The sequence below is a fragment of the Brachymonas sp. J145 genome (assembly GCF_036312245.1).
GTDB lineage: Bacteria > Pseudomonadota > Gammaproteobacteria > Burkholderiales > Burkholderiaceae_C > Brachymonas > Brachymonas wangyanguii.
On the sequence record NZ_JAZDCI010000007.1, the window covers coordinates 48,143 to 65,717 of the forward strand.

Annotated in this window: 16 protein-coding genes; 3 read left to right on the forward strand and 13 right to left on the reverse strand. The window is 65.0% G+C overall.

Annotated elements, in window-relative coordinates; all coding sequences use genetic code 11:
• Positions 1–19 precede the first annotated feature (19 nt).
• The gene (gene hpnD, locus V1261_RS07945; protein WP_329771177.1) at positions 20–883 is read left to right on the forward strand and encodes a presqualene diphosphate synthase HpnD; all 864 of its coding nucleotides are present in this window, start codon (positions 20–22) and stop codon (positions 881–883) included.
• Positions 884–888: 5 nt separating this feature from the next.
• Positions 889–2,226, forward strand: coding sequence for a hydroxysqualene dehydroxylase HpnE (gene hpnE / locus V1261_RS07950; protein ID WP_329771178.1), 1,338 nt, complete (start codon positions 889–891; stop codon positions 2,224–2,226).
• Here the strand turns inward: hpnE and der are convergent.
• The 12 genes from der to V1261_RS08010 form a co-directional block, all read right to left on the reverse strand.
• Positions 2,208–3,551: a ribosome biogenesis GTPase Der gene (gene der / locus V1261_RS07955; protein ID WP_329771180.1), complete on the reverse strand. Its 1,344-nt coding sequence runs from the start codon at positions 3,549–3,551 to the stop codon at positions 2,208–2,210. The two genes, hpnE and der, sit on opposite strands and share 19 nt — an antisense overlap.
• A gap of 34 nt (positions 3,552–3,585) precedes the next feature.
• A complete protein-coding gene (bamB, locus tag V1261_RS07960; RefSeq protein WP_329771182.1) occupies positions 3,586–4,734 on the reverse strand; it encodes an outer membrane protein assembly factor BamB in 1,149 nt (382 codons plus the stop codon).
• 36 nt (positions 4,735–4,770) lie between these two features.
• Positions 4,771–5,517 (reverse strand): YfgM family protein, encoded by a 747-nt coding sequence (locus V1261_RS07965; RefSeq protein ID WP_329771183.1) that lies wholly within the window; start codon positions 5,515–5,517, stop codon positions 4,771–4,773.
• 39 nt (positions 5,518–5,556) lie between these two features.
• Positions 5,557–6,846 (reverse strand): histidine--tRNA ligase, encoded by a 1,290-nt coding sequence (gene hisS / locus V1261_RS07970; RefSeq protein ID WP_329771184.1) that lies wholly within the window; start codon positions 6,844–6,846, stop codon positions 5,557–5,559.
• A 56-nt stretch (positions 6,847–6,902) separates the two neighbouring features.
• Complete coding sequence (ispG, locus tag V1261_RS07975) at positions 6,903–8,165, reverse strand: flavodoxin-dependent (E)-4-hydroxy-3-methylbut-2-enyl-diphosphate synthase (RefSeq protein WP_329771185.1); 1,263 nt, start codon at positions 8,163–8,165, stop codon at positions 6,903–6,905.
• An 11-nt stretch (positions 8,166–8,176) separates the two neighbouring features.
• Positions 8,177–9,121 (reverse strand): helix-turn-helix domain-containing protein, encoded by a 945-nt coding sequence (locus V1261_RS07980; RefSeq protein WP_329771186.1) that lies wholly within the window; start codon positions 9,119–9,121, stop codon positions 8,177–8,179.
• Entirely contained in the window at positions 9,114–9,623 is a 510-nt protein-coding gene (locus V1261_RS07985; RefSeq protein ID WP_329771188.1) for a tetratricopeptide repeat protein, read from the reverse strand. The genes V1261_RS07980 and V1261_RS07985 overlap by 8 nt, the downstream gene beginning before the upstream one ends.
• Positions 9,616–10,758, reverse strand: a complete 1,143-nt coding sequence (gene rlmN, locus V1261_RS07990) for a dual-specificity RNA methyltransferase RlmN (protein ID WP_329771190.1) — start codon at positions 10,756–10,758, stop codon at positions 9,616–9,618. The genes V1261_RS07985 and rlmN overlap by 8 nt, the downstream gene beginning before the upstream one ends.
• A gap of 22 nt (positions 10,759–10,780) precedes the next feature.
• The gene (gene ndk, locus V1261_RS07995; RefSeq protein ID WP_018715505.1) at positions 10,781–11,206 is read right to left on the reverse strand and encodes a nucleoside-diphosphate kinase; all 426 of its coding nucleotides are present in this window, start codon (positions 11,204–11,206) and stop codon (positions 10,781–10,783) included.
• A gap of 153 nt (positions 11,207–11,359) precedes the next feature.
• Positions 11,360–12,667, reverse strand: a complete 1,308-nt coding sequence (locus tag V1261_RS08000; protein ID WP_329771192.1) for a pseudouridine synthase — start codon at positions 12,665–12,667, stop codon at positions 11,360–11,362.
• Positions 12,668–12,734: 67 nt separating this feature from the next.
• On the reverse strand, positions 12,735–13,484 hold the full coding sequence (gene scpB / locus V1261_RS08005) for an SMC-Scp complex subunit ScpB (RefSeq protein ID WP_329771194.1): 750 nt from the start codon (positions 13,482–13,484) through the stop codon (positions 12,735–12,737).
• 25 nt (positions 13,485–13,509) lie between these two features.
• Positions 13,510–14,514, reverse strand: coding sequence for an RluA family pseudouridine synthase (locus V1261_RS08010; RefSeq protein WP_329771195.1), 1,005 nt, complete (start codon positions 14,512–14,514; stop codon positions 13,510–13,512).
• Between the two features lie 71 nt (positions 14,515–14,585).
• On the opposite strand from V1261_RS08010, the gene V1261_RS08015 reads away from it, so the two are divergent.
• Positions 14,586–15,419, forward strand: coding sequence for an outer membrane protein assembly factor BamD (locus tag V1261_RS08015; RefSeq protein ID WP_329771197.1), 834 nt, complete (start codon positions 14,586–14,588; stop codon positions 15,417–15,419).
• 37 nt (positions 15,420–15,456) lie between these two features.
• On the opposite strand, the gene V1261_RS08020 is transcribed toward V1261_RS08015, so the two are convergent.
• The gene (locus tag V1261_RS08020; protein WP_329771242.1) at positions 15,457–17,535 is read right to left on the reverse strand and encodes an ATP-dependent DNA helicase; all 2,079 of its coding nucleotides are present in this window, start codon (positions 17,533–17,535) and stop codon (positions 15,457–15,459) included.
• Positions 17,536–17,575: the final 40 nt, after the last annotated feature.

Below are 17,575 nucleotides of genomic sequence, written 5' to 3' on the forward strand. Positions count from 1 at the left end.
TGGGACAATAGCGGCCACCATGTCTGACACCACGCCCGCCTCTCCGCAAGAGTACGTCCAGCTGAAGGCTGCCTCCTCCGGCAGCAGCTTCTACTATGCCTTCCTGTTCCTGCCGGCCGACCGGCGCGCCGCCATCGTGGCCTTCTACGCCTTCTGCCGCGAAATCGACGATGTGGTGGACGAGGTGCAGGATCCTGGCGTGGCCCAGGCCAAGCTGGCCTGGTGGCAAAACGAGGTGCGTCAGGCCTATGCTGGCCAGCCCACGCACCCGGTGATGCAGGCGCTGATGCCCTGGACCCAGCCTTTCGGTATCGAACAGCGCCAGCTGCTGGCGGTGATCGAGGGCTGCCAGATGGACCTGCAGCAGACACGCTATCTGGATTTTCCCGGCCTGCAGCGCTACTGCCATCTGGTCGCGGGCATCGTCGGTGAAGTGTCGGCACGCATCTTCGGTCAGAAAGACGAGCAGACCACGCAATATGCGCATGAGCTCGGCCTGGCGCTGCAGCTTACCAACATCATCCGCGACGTTGGCGAAGACGCCATGCGCGGCCGCATCTACCTGCCGATCAGCGAGCTGCAGCAGTTTGGCGTCAAAGCCAACACCATCCTCAAGCGCGAGTATTCGGAAGACTTCCAGCGCCTGATGCAATACCAGGCACAGCGCGCGCACCAGCACTACGACCGTGCGCTCGCCCTGCTGCCCACGGTGGACCGCCGCAGCCAGAAGCCCGGCCTGATGATGGCCAGCATCTACCGCACCTTGCTGCGCGAAATCGAACGTTCCAACTTCCAGGTGCTGCACCAGCGCATCAGCCTGACGCCACTGCGCAAGTTCTGGCTGGCCTGGAAAATACAGGCGCTCGGCGTGCGCAAGCTCTGAGCGGCATGCCTTCCGCGCCTGGCCATGTGGCCATTGTTGGTGCCGGCTGGGCCGGTTGCACGGCGGCGCTAGCAGCGCAGCAACTCGGCTGGCGTGTCAGCCTGCTCGAAGCCGCGCGTGACCCGGGCGGCCGCGCGCGCAGCGTGGCCCTGAGCGATACCCTGACCATGGACAACGGTCAGCATATCCTGATCGGCGCCTATGCCAGCTGCCTGCAAATGATGCTGCAAGTCGGAGTCGATCCCAGCCAGGTGCTGCATCGTGAACCGCTGGATCTGCGCACGCCGGATGGTCGTGGCCTGCGCATGCCGCCCGCCTCTGCCCTGCCCACCTGGGATGTGCTGCGTGCCATCTGGCAGGCGCAGGGCTGGAGCCTGGCAGCCAAACTCTCCCTGCTGCGCGTGGCGGCGCGCTGGCAACACCAGGGCTACCGTTGTGACAACAGCGCCAGCGTGCTGCAGGTCTGCCGTGGCCTGCATGCCGATATCCTGCAAGATCTGGTCACGCCGCTGTGCGTGTCGGCCTTCAATAGTCAGCCGGAACATACCAGCGGCCGGGTATTCCTGCGTGTGATCCACGACGCGCTGATGGCACAACGCGGAGGCTCGGACGCGTTGGTGGCACGCGTGCCGCTGGGCCAGGTGCTGCCGGAGCCCGCCGTGCGCTGGCTGCAAACCCAAGGCGCCGAGGTGCGGCTCGGCTGCCGGGTACAAGGACTGGAGCCGCTACAGGCCAATTCTCCCAATGCCGGCTGGCAGCTGCAACTCGACGATGGCAGCCAGTTGCAGGCTGATCGCGTCATCCTGGCGACACCGGCACCGGAAGCGGCGCGCCTGCTGCAACAGATACAGACAATTTTTTGCGAGGTGCAGCACAGCCGTTACCAGCGCTGGATCGAGATGGCGAATCGGCTGCAGTGGATGCCGATTGCCACCACTTACGCCTGGTGCCCGCTAGACGATGCCGCACGCCTGCCGCGCATGCAAGCGCTGGCCGGCAGTCCGGCCCAGTTCGTGTTCAGCCATCCGGAACAGGATGGGATAGAAAACGGGCAGCGCCTGCTGGCCTTTGTCGCCAGCTGCAGCAAGCTGCCACGGGACGCCCATGAGCAGGCAATCCTGCAGCAGGCGCAGGCCGAACTCGGCCTGTCACGGCTGACGCTGATCCGCACGCTGGTGGACAAGCGCGCCACCTTTGTCTGCAGCGCCGACGTGCAGCGCCCGCCGATGCAGATCCTGCCCGGCTTGCGTGCCTGTGGTGATTATGTCGAGGGCGATTACCCGGCCACGCTCGAAGGCGCGGTACGCAGCGGCCTGCAGGCCGCTCAGTCCTTGTCGGCGTAGGGGTTGTGCGAGGTCTTCATCTCGATACGCAGCGGCGTACCAGTCAAGTTGAAGATCTTGCGCAGACGGCCTTCCAGATAGCGCTTGTAGGCATCGGTGACGTGCTCGAGCGAGTTGCCGTGCACCACCACCACTGGCGGGTTCATACCGCCCTGGTGCGCATAGCGCAGCTTGGGACGGTACATGCCGGAACGCTTGGGTGCCTGGAACTGCACGGCCTCGTGAAGTGCACGCGTCAGCGCCGGCGTCGGCATCTTGCAGTTGGCTGCAGCATAGGCCTGGCCAATCGACTTCCACAGCGGGGCGATGCCCTGACGCTTGATCGCAGAAATATAGTGCAGTGCCGCGAACTTGAGGAAACCCAGACGGGTTTCGACCGAGCGCAGCACCAGCTCGCGCTGGTAGTCGTCGACCGCATCCCACTTGTTGATGGCGATCACCACGGCGCGGCCGGATTCCAGGATGTAGCCGGCAATGTGCGCGTCCTGGTCGGTCACGCCCTGCGTCGCATCCAGCAGCAAGAGCACCACGTTGGCCGATTCGATCGCCTGCAGCGTCTTCACCACCGAGAATTTCTCGATCGCCTCGAACACCTTGCCCTTGCGGCGCAGGCCAGCGGTATCGATCAGCTCGTAGGTCTGGCCATCACGCTCGAACGGCACGCTGATGGCATCACGCGTGGTACCCGGCAGGTCGAACGCCACCAGGCGCTCCTCACCGAGCCAGGTGTTGATCAGCGTGGACTTGCCGACGTTGGGACGGCCGGCCACGGCCAGCTTGATCGTCTTGTTCTCTTCGCCGGCCTCATCGTCGTCATCCGGCTCCGGAATGCCGATGCTGTCCAGCGCCAGATCGACCAGGCCACGAATACCCTGACCATGGGCGGCGGACACCGCGTGCACCTCACCCAGGCCGAGCTCATAGAAATCGGTCAGCTGCTGGCCTTCCTTCATGCCCTCGGCCTTGTTGGCCGCGAGGATGGTGCTCTTGCCGAGGCGTCGCAGGTAGTTGGCAATGTCATGGTCCTGCGCTGACAGGCCTTCACGCGCGTCAACGACGAACACCACCACATCCGCTTCGGCCACGGCCTGCTGCGTCTGGCGTGCCATTTCGCGGAAGATACTGCCGGTGCCGGCATCCGGCTCGAAACCGCCGGTATCGATGACGATGAACTCGCGACGGCCCTGGCGACCATTGCCGTAGTGGCGGTCACGCGTCAGGCCGGCAAAGTCGGCCACGATCGCATCACGCGACTTGGTCATGCGGTTGAACAGGGTGGACTTGCCCACATTGGGCCGCCCCACCAGGGCGATCACGGGTTTCATGTACGCCGTTTCCTTTTCTCAGAGTCCGCCTGAATCAGTTCAGGCGGATGCCGGTGACCGTGCCCTTCGAGGTCACGACCACCACAGTATGGCCAGCCAGTACCGGAGCGGCCTGGATGGCAGAACCATCGGTCGCAATGCGGTTGCGCAGGAGGCCGGTATTGCGGTCCAGGATGTGCACCATGCCGTCACCGTCACCCACCACCACCAGGTTGCCCACCAGCAGCGGCGCACTCAGGTTGCGGTAGCGCAGATTGCGGTTCTGCCAGAGCTGCTCGCCATTCTGGCGGTTCCAGGCTACGACGTCGCCGGTGCGATCGGTACCGATCACGATGCCGGCATCACCGGTCACGCCGGTGGAGCCATCGCTGGGCTGGGTCCAGACGGTGCTGCCATTGGTCATGTCCACGCAGCCCACAGCCGCCTGGAAGCTGCGTGCGCACAGGCTGGCATCGGCACGCGTCGCCGGCGCGATCACGTCGGCAATCGAGGCCACCTGGTGGATGCCGCGCGGGCTGGCCAGCACCATTTCCAGCATGCCGGTACCGTTATCGGGGTTGAACACCACCACGCGACCAGACACGCCAGCCAGTAGCATGCCGCCAGCCGGCATCAGCAGCGAGGATTGCTCCAGCACCATGCGATCGGCCGTATTGCCACGTGCGGTCTGCTGCCACAGGCGGTAGCCGTTGGCGGCATCGTAGGTGGTGATGCCACGGTCGGCCGTGAGCACGAACACGCGGCCACCTGCCACCAGCGGTGCGGTATAGGCCTGCGACGCCAGTCGCGTGCGCCAGACTTCCTGGCCATTGCGCAGCGCCACCAGCATGTTGTTGTCGACCACCACGGCGCTGGTCGTGCCGTCGGTACCGACACCGGCGCTCAGCGACTTGCCGGCCTGTGCCTGCCACAGGCTGGCACCAGTGCTGGCCTGCAGTGCCTGCACCTGGCCGTTGGAGCTGCCCAGCACCACCTGGTCGCCATCAGCGGCTACCAGCAGCGGGAACTGGACATTGCCGGCGAGCTTCTGCGTCCAGCTGGTCGCAGCCGCGACGCTGGCCGGGTTTTGCTGCAGCGGTGTCGGCTTGGGCGGCTTGTAGCTGGAACAGGCGCTCAGGGCTGCGCCCATCAACAGGGTGACCAGCCAGGTGGCCGTCTTGCGGGAAACCGTTGCTTGCATCATCCGTACTCCTTGTTGCGCGATTCTGAACCGGGAAAATCAGCTGGCACTGGCAGCGCTGGCTACAGCCGATGCGGCTGCAGGCGTGGCAGCAGCCGATGCCGCCGCACTGGCTGGCGCTGCCGCTATTGCCGGCGCCAGCGTGGCCAGATCCACGCCCAGCGAAGTCAGCTTGATGCCAACCATCTGCTGGTAGGCCGGGTCACCGTCGAGCGCACGATAGGCCTTGGTATAGGCCTCGATCGCCTGCGGCGGCTGGTTCTGCAGCGCATGGATATCGCCCGTCAGGTCGTCCACCAGGGCGGCGTAGCTGGCATCGACCTGCTGCAGCTGCTGCTGTGCCTGGTCAAACTGCTTCTGTTCCACCATCTGCTGTGCCAGCTGCAGGCGCGCCAAGCCTTGCAGGCCCTTGTCTGCGCCCTTTTCGGCCGCCACGGTCAGGGCGGCGCGGCTCTGGTCGGCCTGCCCTTTCTCGTGGAACACGCGTGCCGCCAGCAGCGCAGCATGTTGCGCATAGGTGGTGGACGCAAAGTCGTCCTGCATCAGTTTCAGGCTGTTGGCCAGCTTGGCCACATCGCCAGCGTCGGCATCAGCCTGCACCTGGTCGTACAAAGCGGAGGCCTTCACGGCCTGGTTGGATTCGTACCACTGGTAGCCGCGCCAGCTGGCAAAGCCCAGCAGCCCCACCACCACCACGGTGGTGATCAGCGTGCCCCACTTCTCCCAGAAGTGCTTGAGCTTGTCGAGTTGTTCCTGTTCTTCGAGGTCGAGATTCTGAATCGCCATGCTTGTTCCGTTGCTGTCCTGCGCGCTGGCAGGCTCGATTTAATCTTGTGATTGTAGGCTGTTCGCCCAGTCTGCCAGCTCTGCCAGCGGTTTTTTGACCTGCTCGCCGGCGCCATCGCGCAGCTGCTTGATCGTCACACAGCCCTCGGCCACTTCGTCGGCACCAAACACCAGGGCAAAGCGGGCACCGCTGGCATCGGCCTTCTTGAACTGCGACTTGAAGCTGCCCATGTCACCACCAGGCGTGGCGTGCATCTGCACCCGGACGCCAGCCTGGCGCAGCTGCTGCAGCGCATGCATGGCCACCGGCAGCGACTGCATGTCGGGAATGACGGCATAGGCGTCGGGCACCGGCAGCTCGGGCAGCAGCTCCTGCTCCTTCAGCAGTTCCAGCACGCGCTCCACGCCCATGGCCCAACCGACGCCCGGTGCCGGCTTGCCGCCCACCTGTTCGATCAGGCCATCATAACGGCCGCCGGCACAGATGGTGCCCTGCGCGCCCAGGCTCTCGGTGATGAACTCGAACACGGTCAGGTTGTAGTAATCGAGGCCGCGCACCAGTCGCGGGTTGATGGTGAACGCCACGTCATGCGCACGCAGGATCTGCTGCAGCGTCTCGAAGGCCTGCAGCGAGGCTTCGCCGAGGAAGTCGAGCAGCTTCGGCGCGCTTTCCACCACCTCTTTCATGGCCGAGTTCTTGGTATCCAGGATGCGCAGCGGGTTGCTGTACAGGCGGCGCTTGCCGTCGTCGTCCAGCAGCTCCTGGTGTGCCTCGAAGTGTTTGATCAGCGCTTCGCGGTGTGCCTTGCGCTCGTCCGGCTGGCCCAGGCTGTTGATTTCCAGGCGCACATCGCGCACGCCCAGCAGCTGCCACAGGCTGTGTGCCAGCAGGATCAGTTCGGCATCGACATGGGCGCCGGAAAAGCCCAGCGCCTCGGCGCCCACCTGGTGGAACTGGCGATAGCGGCCACGCTGAGGACGCTCGTGGCGGAACATCGGGCCCATGTAGTAGAGGCGCTTGCCGCCTTCGTACAGCAGGTTGTGCTCGGCTACGGCGCGCACCACGCCGGCGGTATTTTCCGGGCGCAGTGTCAGCGCCTCGCCATTCAGGCGGTCTTCAAAGGAATACATTTCCTTCTCGACCACATCGGTCACTTCGCCCAGGCTGCGCACGAACAGGCCGGTCGGCTCGACGATGGGGGTGCGGATATTGCGATAGGCAAAGCGCGCCATGACCTCGCGCACCTGGCTCTCCAGCCATTCCCAGTGCGCGGAATGCGGCGGCAGGATGTCGTTCATGCCCTTGATCGCGGTAATTTTCTGTGCCATGAAATTGTTGTCGGATACTTGAAACACAAGGCCCGCCAGGCGGGCCAGGAAAGGCGTCAGGCAGGGTTGCCGTAACGCCGTTCGATATAGGAAGTCACCAGTTGCTGGAACTCGGTGGCGATGCCTTCGCCACGCAGCGTGAGGGCTTTTTCGCCATCGATGAATACCGGAGCGGCCGGCGCCTCACCAGTACCGGGCAGGCTGATGCCGATATCGGCATGTTTGCTTTCGCCCGGGCCGTTGACGATGCAGCCCATCACGGCCACTTTCATCGTTTCCACGCCGGGATACTGCTCACGCCAGACCGGCATCTGCGCACGCAGGAAGTCATCGATCTGCTTGGCCAGCTCCTGGAAGGTGCTGCTGGTGGTGCGGCCACAACCCGGACAGGCGGTGACGCTGGGCACAAAGGTGCGCAAGCCAAGCGACTGCAGGATCTCGGAAGCGATCACCACCTCCTGCGTACGCGGCTCGCCCGGCTGCGGGGTCAGCGACACGCGGATGGTGTCGCCAATGCCTTCCTGCAGCAGGATGGACAGCGCCGTGGCCGAGGCCACCGTGCCCTTCACGCCCATGCCGGCCTCGGTCAGGCCGAGGTGCAGCGGGTAGTCGCAACGCTGGCTCAGCGCGCGGTAGACGGCAATCAGGTCCTGCACGCCGCTGACCTTGCAGGACAGCAGGATCTGCGAACGCGCCATGCCCATTTCGGCGGCACGTTCGGCCGAGTTGATGGCCGAGGCCATCAGCGCCTCGTACATGACCTGCTGGCCACTCCAGGGCTCGGCACGCTGGCTGTTGAGGTCCATCATGTCGGCCAGCAGTTCCTGATCCAGGCTGCCCCAGTTGACGCCGATACGCACCGGCTTGTCCCAGCGCATGGCGGCCTCGATCATCTGGCCGAACTGGCGATCCTTCTTGTCGCCCTTGCCGACGTTGCCCGGGTTGATGCGGTACTTGGACAACGCCTGGGCGCAGTCCGGAAACTCGGTCAGCAGGCGGTGGCCGTTGTAGTGGAAGTCGCCGATCAACGGCACGTTCACCCCCATGCGGTCCAGCTGTTCACGCACGTAGGGCACGGCCTGGGCTGCCTCCGGGGTGTTGACGGTGATGCGCACGAGTTCGGAGCCAGCCTGCGCGAGCTCCTTGACCTGGATCGCGGTGCCGACGGCATCGACGGTATCGGTATTCGTCATCGACTGCACGCGCACTGGCGCGTCGCCGCCAATCGTCACCACATGGTCGCCATGGCGCACCTGCGCCTGCAGCGTGCGGGCACGCTGCGGTACGGATACCGGAACGGGAGTGGTCTGGGATTCCATCTGCGGACTCCTTACTGAATCTGGAAGCGCGCCACGCCGGTACGCGCCACACCGGCCAGATCAAATGTCTGGCCACGGTCCAGCAGCTGCTGGATGTTTTCGGCACGGCCGATCGTCACGCGGATCGGGTAGGTATCGACCGGTACGGTCTGCTCTTCACCGGCAGCCAGCGTGCGCTCGAATACGGTACGGTTGTTCTGGTTGCGGACCTGCACCCAGGTTTCACCGCTGGCGCGGAACACCAGGCCGGTGCTGCTGCTGACAACCGGAGCCGATGCCGCAGCGCTGGCCGGCGTCAGGGTGGTGCCAACGGCGGCGGCCGGCTGCAGAGTCGTGGCAGCCGGTGCTGCGGCAGATGCCGGAGCCAGCGTCGGAGCCGGCGCCAGAGTGGTGGCTGCTGCCGGAGCCGGAGCCAATTGGCCGACGGCTGCCGGAGCAGCTTCGGCCGCACTGGCCGGGGCGCTGGCCGCTTCGACACTGGTGCCCTCCCATTTGGCCGAGAAAGTCGGCAGCAGGAACAGCAGCACGGCACCAATCGCCAGCGCTGCCACGGCGGCTATCGCCCACAGCGGCAGGCCCATGCCCGCGCGCATGCCCGCGCCAAAGCGGGAATTGCTGATCGGGGCATTGATCGATTCGTCATCGGTGTGGATATGCGGCTTGTCGGACGGCATGCGTGCCAGTACCGGTTGCGCCTCCACGCCCAGGAATCGACAGATATTGGCCGCCAGCCCGCGCGCAAAGAACACACCCGGCATGTTGGACAGGTCATCGTTTTCCAGTTCCAGGATACGCTGCGGCGGCACCTTCATGGTCGTGGCCAGCACCTCCACTTCCACGCCGGCCTGTTCACGCGCGCTGCGCAGCATCTTGCCGGGGCTGAGGGTCTCATCCAGTCGGATCCGGGGCTTGTCTTCGGATCCGGTTGCAATGGACTCATTCTGTACGTCAGTCATTCCTGGGCTCTTGGGAGTTGGAGGTGGATGGGGTGGCTGCGCAATGCGCAAGTGCCTGTCGGGTACGGGCTTGCGCGCTTGGTGGCTGCAAGGCCAGGGCCGAGGCGAACAGGCGTCCGGCTTCGGCGCCCTGCTGCCGCTCGCACAGCAGCACGGCCAGGTTGTGCATGATGCCGGCATCCTGCGGCGCCAGCTGCAAGGCGTGGCGCAGGCTGCGCTCGGCCAGTTCGCCCTGGCCTTGCTGTTGCAGCGCCAAGCCCTGCAGGTGCCAGGCCTGCGGCTGGGCCGGATCGGCCTGCAGCACGGTATCGATTTCCTGGCGGGCAATATCGGGCTGGCCCTGTTCCAGATAGGCCGCAGCCAGCTGCAGATGCGCCTGCAGGCGCTGCGCCGGCGTGGCGGCAGCTTCCTGGAACATGGACGGCGGCGTGCTGCTACAGGCTGCCAGCAGCAGCGTCAGCATCAGGCCTGCCAGTGTCCTGAACAGGCCGGTTTCAGTCATCCTGAGCCCCCGGTGCCGGTGCCGCCTGGATATCGGCCATGCGCTGCAGCACGATGCGACGCTCCACGCGCGTGCGGTCCTGCACATCGCCGGCGAGCTGGCCGCAGGCGGCATCGATATCGTCACCGCGCGTCTTGCGCACCGTGGTGACAATGCCGGCGTCGTTCAGCATGCGGCCAAACTCCAGCACCACCGATTGCGGCGAGCGCTTCAGGCCAGATTCGGGGAAGGGATTGAATGGAATCAGGTTGAACTTGCACCAGGCACCCTTGCCCGATTTCCGTACCAGATCGATCAGCTGGCGCGCATGCTCGGGTTGGTCGTTGACGCCATCGAGCATGCAGTACTCAAAGGTGATGAAGTCGCGCGGGGCGAACTCCAGATAGTGCTGGCAGGACTGCATCAGCTCGGCCAGCGGGTATTTGCGGTTGAGCGGCACCAGGTGGTCGCGCAGCGCATCATTGGGCGCGTGCAGCGATACGGCCAGCGCCACTGGGCAATCCTGCGACAGGCGGTCCATCATGGACACCACGCCCGAGGTGGACACGGTGACGCGGCGGCGCGACAAGCCATAGCCGTGGTCATCGAGCATGGTGCGCAGCGCCGGCACCAGCGCCGAGTAGTTCTGCAGCGGCTCGCCCATGCCCATCATCACCACGTTGGAGATGACGCGCTCGTCGGTGTTCAGGTGCTTGCGCAGGAAATGTTCGGCAAACCACAGCTGTGCCGTGATTTCGCCGGTAGTGAGGTTGCGGCTGAATCCCTGGTGACCGGTGGAGCAGAAACGGCAGCCTACGGCACAGCCGGCCTGCGAGGAGATGCACAGCGTGCCACGATCGGTTTCGGGGATGAAGACGGTCTCGACGGCATTGCCGCCGCCAACGTCGAACAGCCACTTGATGGTGCCGTCCGCAGACATCTGCTGCGTCAGCACCTGCAAGGGGGTGATGGTGGCCTGTCCTGCCAGCTTTTCACGCAAGCTCTTGGCCAGGTCACTCATCAGGGAAAAGTCGGAGACACCCTTCTGGTGAATCCAGCGGAACAGCTGGGTTGCGCGGAAGCGCTTCTCGCCCAGCTGGCCGCACCACGCCACCAGGCCTTCCAGATCGAAGTCGAGCAGATTGGTGGTGGTCATGGCGATGTCCTCTCTCCGTGGATTAACGGGAGTAGACGTTCATGCCCGGGAAGAAGAAAGCCACTTCCACGGCAGCCGTTTCAGCAGCGTCAGAGCCGTGCACGGCGTTGGCGTCGATGCTGTCAGCGAAGTCGGCGCGGATGGTGCCCTTGTCGGCCTTCTTCGGGTCGGTAGCGCCCATCAGGTCACGGTTCTTCAGGATGGCGCCTTCGCCTTCCAGGCACTGCACCATCACGGGGCCGGAGATCATGAAATCGACCAGGTCCTTGAAGAAGGGACGCTCCTTGTGCACGGCGTAGAAAGCCTCGGCTTCGTTACGGGACAGGTGCATCATGCGGGCAGCGATGACCTTCAGGCCGGCAGCCTCGAAGCGGGCGTAGATCTGGCCGATCACGTTCTTGGCAACTGCGTCGGGCTTGATGATGGAGAGGGTGCGTTCGATAGCCATGTGTATTCCTGATAGTAGGGAGAATGAAATCCGGGGCGGCCGGGTTGGCCGGCAGGATGGATTGCGCAGTCAGCCCATGCGGCCAGCTGCACAACCCCGGGATTTTACCTGCTTGCCATGGCATTCGCGGGAACAGGCCATGGCAGCAGCGTCTTACTTGCGCCGGCGCGGCTTGCCGGACGGGCCATTGCCCTGCCCCATCCAGTTGGCCGGGGCACTGCGGCCACCGCCACCGGTCGGGCGCTTGGCGCGGGTTTCCGGCTTGCGACCATCCAGATAACCGAACGAGGTCTGCATCGGATCGGGCTGGCTGGAGGCGCGCGGCGCGGCACGACCCGGGCCGGACTTGGCGCGCTTGCTGGCGGCGGCACCCGGGCGGTCCGGGTTGCGGCGACGCACGCCCTGCTCCTGGCGGCGCAGCTGCTCCAGGTCCACGCTTTCCTTCAGGCCGACTTCGGCCATCAGGTTCTTCACCTCGCGCTCGGGCAGTTCCATCCAGACGCCACGGCGCAGGAAGCGCGGCAGGCTCATCATGCCGTAGCGGATGCGGATCAGGCGGCTGACAGCGTGGCCGACCGCCTCGAACATGCGGCGCACCTCGCGGTTGCGGCCTTCGGAAATCGTCACGCGGTACCAGCAGTTGGCACCTTCGCCACCGCCCTCCTCGATACTGCCGAACTGGGCCGGACCGTCATCAAGTTGCACACCGTCGAGCAGGCGCTGCTTTTCCTCGTCGGACAGGGCACCGAGCACGCGCACCGCGTACTCGCGCTGCAGGCCGAAGCGCGGGTGCATCAGCTGGTTGGCCAGCGCGCCGGAGTTGGTGATCAGCAACAAGCCTTCGGTGTTCAGGTCCAGACGGCCGACCGACTGCCACTTGCCCTGCGGCAGGCGCGGCAGCTTGCGGAACACGGTCGGGCGGTTCTGCGGGTCATCATGCGTGACCAGCTCGCCGACCGGCTTGTGGTAGGCGATCACGCGCGTCGGCGGCGGTGCAATGCGCAGGCGTACCGGCTTGCCGTTGATCTTGACCACGTCGCCAAACTGGATGCGTTGGCCGACGTGGGCCGGCTCGTTGTTCACCGAAATGCGGCCCTCGGTGATCATCTGCTCCATTTCCAGGCGTGATCCCAGGCCAGCCTGGGCCAGTACCTTGTGCAGCTTGGGTGCATCAGGCTGCGGCAGGAGCACGCGCTTGGCGGGCACCTCGGCGGCGTCAGCCGGCTCATCGCCGTCAAACTCGCCTGCGACTACCGCGGCAAACAGGTCCTCGTCCGGCACGATGGTGTCGTCTTCGACAGCCGGCGCCGGCTGGCGCGGGCGGCGTGGTGCCTCCGTCGCCGGCTTGCGTGGCGCGCGGCTGCGCGGCTGGCTGGCGGGCTTGCGGCTGCGCGGACGCGGCGTGCTGCTGCCTTCGTCAGACGGCTGCTGGTCGGAATCGTGATCAGGATGGGATGACATAGGAGTACCTGCAAGGTAGCCGGCGGCTGCGCCGGCAGGAAAACGTGTGAGCCGGCAGCGTGCCGGATCAGGAATGCGATGGGGTATCGTCGGTATCGGAAGTGTCAGCAGCGCCGGATGCCTCTCCCGAGGTGTCCGCAACCGCTGGTGCCGTGTTGGCAACACCCGTATTGTCCGCTTCTGTGGCCGCGGAATCAAGCGCCGGCTGCGGCGCGATGTCGAGTTCCGGCTGATCAGTGTCTGGCGCGCCCTCGTGCGCAGGTGGCGATTCCAGGCTGGCGAGCTGCTCCAGCAAGGCGTCCTGGTCAGCATCTTCAAGTACCGGCAGCTGATCCAGCGCCGACAGGCCGAGATCATCTAGGAACTGGCGCGTGGTCGCCAGCAACGCCGGACGGCCGATGGTGTCGCGATAGCCAATGGTCTCGATCCAGCCGCGGTCTTCCAGCTGCTTGATCAGCTGCGAGTTGACCGTGACGCCGCGGATGTCCTCGATATCGCCACGCGTAACCGGCTGGCGGTAAGCGATGATGGCCAGCGTTTCCAGCGTGGCGCGGGTGTAGCGCGGCGGTTTTTCCGGATGCAGCCGATCCAGGTAGTCACGCATCTCCGGCCGACTCTGGAAGCGCCAGCCGGTGGACACGCAGCACAGCTCCATGCCGCCCTGCTCCCAGCTCTGGCCAATCTCGTGCAGCAGCTGTCGAATCGTATCGGGCGCAATCGCATCGTCAAACAGCTGGCGCATGTCGCGCAGCGTCAGCGGCTGCTGGGCACACAGCAGCGCTGTTTCAAGAATGCGACGGGCCTGGAAAGCGTTCATGCCAACACACAAGGAATGGAAAAAATCATGCCAGCGCCTGCAATACCTGCTGCAGGTCCGCCGGCAAGGGCGCCTCGCATTGTATCGGTTGCTGCGTCAGCGGGTGCTGCAGCGACAGGCGGAAGGCGTGCAAGGCCTGACGCTGCAGCCCGGCAACCGGCTTGCCGCCATAGATGGCATCGGCCAGTAGCGGATGGCCCAGATGCTGCATGTGTACGCGGATCTGGTGCGTGCGGCCGGTATGCAGCGTAGCCTGCACATGGCAGACCGGCTGGCCATCCAGCGTACCCTGGCGCAACAGGCGGAAATCGGTACGCGCCGGCTTGCCAGCCTGATGCGCCAGATCCACCACCGCCATGCGCAGACGGTTGCGCGCATCGCGCCCGATGGCGGCATCGACCTCGGTCACGCCGCTGGTCGCCTCGCGCCAGACGCCGTGCGCCAGTGCCTGGTACTCGCGGTGCACCTCGCGTGCCGCAATCTGGCGCACCAGCCCGTCCATGGCGGCACGATCACGCGCCACCACCATCAGGCCGCTGGTATCCTTGTCCAGTCGATGCACGATGCCGGCGCGCGGCAGCATGCGCGATTCCGGGTAATGGTGCAGCAGCGCGTTCAGCAGCGTGCCGCTCCAGTTGCCAGCCGCCGGATGCACCACCAGTCCGGCCGGCTTGTGCACGATGGCCAAGTGCGCGTCTTCGTAGACGATGTCGAGCGGAATATCCTGCGGCACGAAGGCCTGCGATTGCGCTGTAGGACGCAGCTCCAGCTCCAGCCGGTCGCCCACACGCAATTTGGTCGCCGCCTTGGTGCAGGGCTGGCCGAGGCGCCGCAGCAGGCCCTGCTCGATCAGCTGCTGCAGGTAGCTGCGCGAAAACTCCGGCACCTGCTCGGCCAGATAGCGATCCAGCCGCATGCCGTTGCCGGCGATCTCCACCTGCAGCACACGCAGTTCGGCTTCGGCCTCGGTATCGGCCTGCGCTTCGTCTGCGCCTGGCTGCTCATCATCGTCTGTGGCTTGCACTTGCATTTCCTCACTGGTGGCCAAAGTCTGCTGGCTATAATCTTTGGCAATCTGACCCGACCGAAGAGTAGTCATCCATGCCTCAGCCGAATCGCAGCATTCTAATCTCCCGTTACCTCCGTCCCGTCCTGCTGGGCCTTGGCACGGCCACGCTGCTGGCTGCCTGCAAGACCCCGCCCACGGTGCAGGAGAAAACCGCCGACTGGAGCCCCAACCGCATCTACAGCGAAGCGCGTGACGAACGCCTGTCCGGTGGCTACGACCAGGCCATCCCGCTGTACGACGTACTGGAAGCACGTGCCCAGGGCACCCCGCTGGCTCAACAGGCCCAGCTGGAAAAAGCCTATGCCCAATACCAGAACGAAGACTACGTGGATGCCAACCTCACGCTGGACCGCTTCATCCAGATGCACCCGACCAGCCCGGCACTGGACTACGCCTATTACCTGAAGGGCCTGGTCAACTTCAACGAGCAATCCGGCTGGCTGGACTTCCTGAACGCGAATGACCTGTCCGAGCGCGACATGGCGGCCGCACGCGAATCGTTTGCCGCCTTCAAGGAGTTGACGACGCGCTTCCCCAACTCGCGCTACACGCCCGATGCCCGCGCGCGCATGACCTATATCGTCAACGCCATGGCCTCGTCCGAAGTCGCCATCGCCAACTACTACTTCAGCCGCGAAGCCTATGTGGCCGCCATCAACCGCGCCCAGTCCACGCTGACCAACTACCCTGGCACACCAGCCCAGGAACAGGCGCTCGGCATCATGGCGCAGTCCTACCATGCCATGGGCATGGAACAACCGCGTGACGATGCCCTGCGCGTGCTGAAGGAAAACTTCCCGCAGAGCCGTTATCTGGATGTGAACCACAAGGTCAAGGAAAAGCGCTCCTGGTTCCGCCTCTGGTAATCCAGCTGCACCTCACATCCCCATCAGGCCTGAATCATCAGGCCTGATGTGTTTTTGCCAGCTGCTGCAGCGCCTCGTCCAGCGCCGCCTCGTCCGGCAAGCGGCGCACATCGCCCAGCACGCGCAGCAGACGACTGCCGTAATTCTTCTGCAGCAGGCGCGAATCGCCGATGATCAGCACGCCCTGATCGGATTCGCTGCGGATCAGCCGGCCAGCACCCTGCTTCAGCATCACCGCTGTTTCGGGCAGGAAATACTCGCGGAAGGCATTGCCGCCCTCACGCTCCAGCCGTTGCGTACGCGCTTCCACCAGCGGATCCTGCGGCGGCGGGAACGGCAGCTTGTCGATCACCACGAGCTCCAGCGCATCACCTGGCACATCCACGCCTTCCCAGAACGAAGCCGATGCCACCAGGATGCAGCCCTGGCCGCGCTCGCCCTGACGGCCCTCGCGAAAGCGCGCAATCAGCCGCGCCTTGCTCGCCTCGCCCTGCATCAGCACCAGCAGGTCGCTCTCGTGTTGAAGCTGTTCGCGCAGGCGTTCAGCAATCGCACGCAGTCCGCGCAGCGTCGTCGTCAACACCAGCGTACGCCCGCCCAGCACGCGCGCCGATCGCGCCGCCAGATCCGCTACCGCATGCAGATGATCGATACCACCCGGCGGCGGGAAACTGCGCGGCACATAGACAGCGGCCTGTCGCGCGTAATCGAAAGGGCTCTCGACACGCAAGGTCGGCACCTCGTCCAACCCGCAAGGCCGGGTAAACCATTCGAGCCGGTCGTTTTCTCCCAGCGTCGCCGAGGTGAAAATCCATGAGCGTTTCGCTGGCGGCAGCGGTGATCCGACCACGCCCCACTCCGGCTCTGGCAAATCGTCCTCCCAGGGCATCTCGTCTTCGTCTTCCGGTGTCCAGTCCTGCGCTGCTGGCGCTGCCTGGGCCGGCGCCTGCTGCAGCAATTTTTCGCGTACCACCTTGGCGATATCCAGCGGCGATTCCACCAGCCGCAGCATGCCGGAAGCATCCACCCAGCGCACATGGCCTGCGCTGCACGAACGGCGGAACAGCTGCACCTTGTCCAGCAATTCGGTAGCACGCTGGCGCAGGCGGACAAAATCCGGTCCCAGCTCGGACATCATCTCCAGCGCTTCCGAGGCCTGTTGCAGGCGCTCCTGCAGCCCGCGCATCGTTCCCAGCCAGGCGTCCGGATCCAGGCCTTCGGGAATCTCGCCGGTCCAGCGCAGCCGCGTGCCGCTCGCATGGCGTCCACCGGCCAGCCGCCATTCGCGCACCGCCTGTTCCAGATCGCGTGACAGATCCTGCCAGGGTGCCAGTCCGCGCGCCAGCTGCATGCCAGTCGCCAGCATGTCGCGGTTGAAATCCAGCACATGGCTGGTCGACAGTTGCTGGCCCAGAAACTGCGTGCCAATATCGTTGAGTTGGTGCGCCTCGTCAAAAATCACCGTGTGCACGGTCGGCAGCAGTTCGGCCACGCCCGATTCACGCACCGCCATATCGGCAAAGAACAGGTGGTGGTTCACCACCACCACATCCGCCGCCATCGCCTCGCGCCGCGCCAGGTTGACGTGACAGTTCTTGCTGTGCGGGCACTGCTGGCCCAGGCAGTTGTCGCGCGTCGAGGTCACCAGCGGCAGCAGCTGCGAGCGCTCATCCACGCCTTCCAGCTCGCTCATGTCGCCGCTCAGCGTACGGCGCGCAAACTGTTCGATCCGGTGCATATCGGCCTGCAGTTCACGCAGGTGCACCACGGGATCCTGGCGCGCCAGTTCCAGCCGGTACAGGCAGAGATAGCTGCTGCGCCCCTTGAGCAAGGCCTTGCGCAGCGGCAAGCCGAGCAAACCGGTCAGATACGGCAGGTCACGCGTATAGAGCTGGTCCTGCAGGTTCTTGGTCGCGGTCGATACCAGTACGCGGTCACCGCTGAGCAGTGCCGGAATCAGGTAGGCGAAGGTCTTGCCGACCCCGGTACCCGCTTCCACCACCAGTGCCTCGCTGCGTGCAATCGCATCAGCCACGGCACAGGCCATTTCCAGTTGGCCGTCACGCTGGCGATAGGACGGGTTGTCGCGTGCCAGCGGCCCATAGGCCGACAGCATATGGGTGACCTGCTCGGCCAACTCGCTATGCAGCGGCTGG

Bases quoted from the DNA above. Each gene is read 5' to 3' on its own strand.
- hisS (WP_329771184.1), bottom strand. From the start codon at position 6,846: ATGGCACAGAAAATTACCGCGATCAAGGGCATGAACGACATCCTGCCG.
- V1261_RS08010 (WP_329771195.1), bottom strand. From the start codon at position 14,514: ATGCAAGTGCAAGCCACAGACGATGATGAGCAGCCAGGCGCAGACGAA.
- bamB (WP_329771182.1), bottom strand. From the start codon at position 4,734: ATGATGCAAGCAACGGTTTCCCGCAAGACGGCCACCTGGCTGGTCACC.
- scpB (WP_329771194.1), bottom strand. From the start codon at position 13,484: ATGAACGCTTTCCAGGCCCGTCGCATTCTTGAAACAGCGCTGCTGTGT.
- ispG (WP_329771185.1), bottom strand. From the start codon at position 8,165: ATGGAATCCCAGACCACTCCCGTTCCGGTATCCGTACCGCAGCGTGCC.
- V1261_RS07980 (WP_329771186.1), bottom strand. From the start codon at position 9,121: ATGACTGACGTACAGAATGAGTCCATTGCAACCGGATCCGAAGACAAG.
- hpnE (WP_329771178.1), top strand. From the start codon at position 889: ATGCCTTCCGCGCCTGGCCATGTGGCCATTGTTGGTGCCGGCTGGGCC.
- rlmN (WP_329771190.1), bottom strand. From the start codon at position 10,758: ATGACCACCACCAATCTGCTCGACTTCGATCTGGAAGGCCTGGTGGCG.
- V1261_RS08015 (WP_329771197.1), top strand. From the start codon at position 14,586: ATGCCTCAGCCGAATCGCAGCATTCTAATCTCCCGTTACCTCCGTCCC.
- der (WP_329771180.1), bottom strand. From the start codon at position 3,551: ATGAAACCCGTGATCGCCCTGGTGGGGCGGCCCAATGTGGGCAAGTCC.
- V1261_RS08020 (WP_329771242.1), bottom strand. From the start codon at position 17,535: ATGCTGTCGGCCTATGGGCCGCTGGCACGCGACAACCCGTCCTATCGC.
- V1261_RS08000 (WP_329771192.1), bottom strand. From the start codon at position 12,667: ATGTCATCCCATCCTGATCACGATTCCGACCAGCAGCCGTCTGACGAA.
- V1261_RS07985 (WP_329771188.1), bottom strand. From the start codon at position 9,623: ATGACTGAAACCGGCCTGTTCAGGACACTGGCAGGCCTGATGCTGACG.
- hpnD (WP_329771177.1), top strand. From the start codon at position 20: ATGTCTGACACCACGCCCGCCTCTCCGCAAGAGTACGTCCAGCTGAAG.
- ndk (WP_018715505.1), bottom strand. From the start codon at position 11,206: ATGGCTATCGAACGCACCCTCTCCATCATCAAGCCCGACGCAGTTGCC.
- V1261_RS07965 (WP_329771183.1), bottom strand. From the start codon at position 5,517: ATGGCGATTCAGAATCTCGACCTCGAAGAACAGGAACAACTCGACAAG.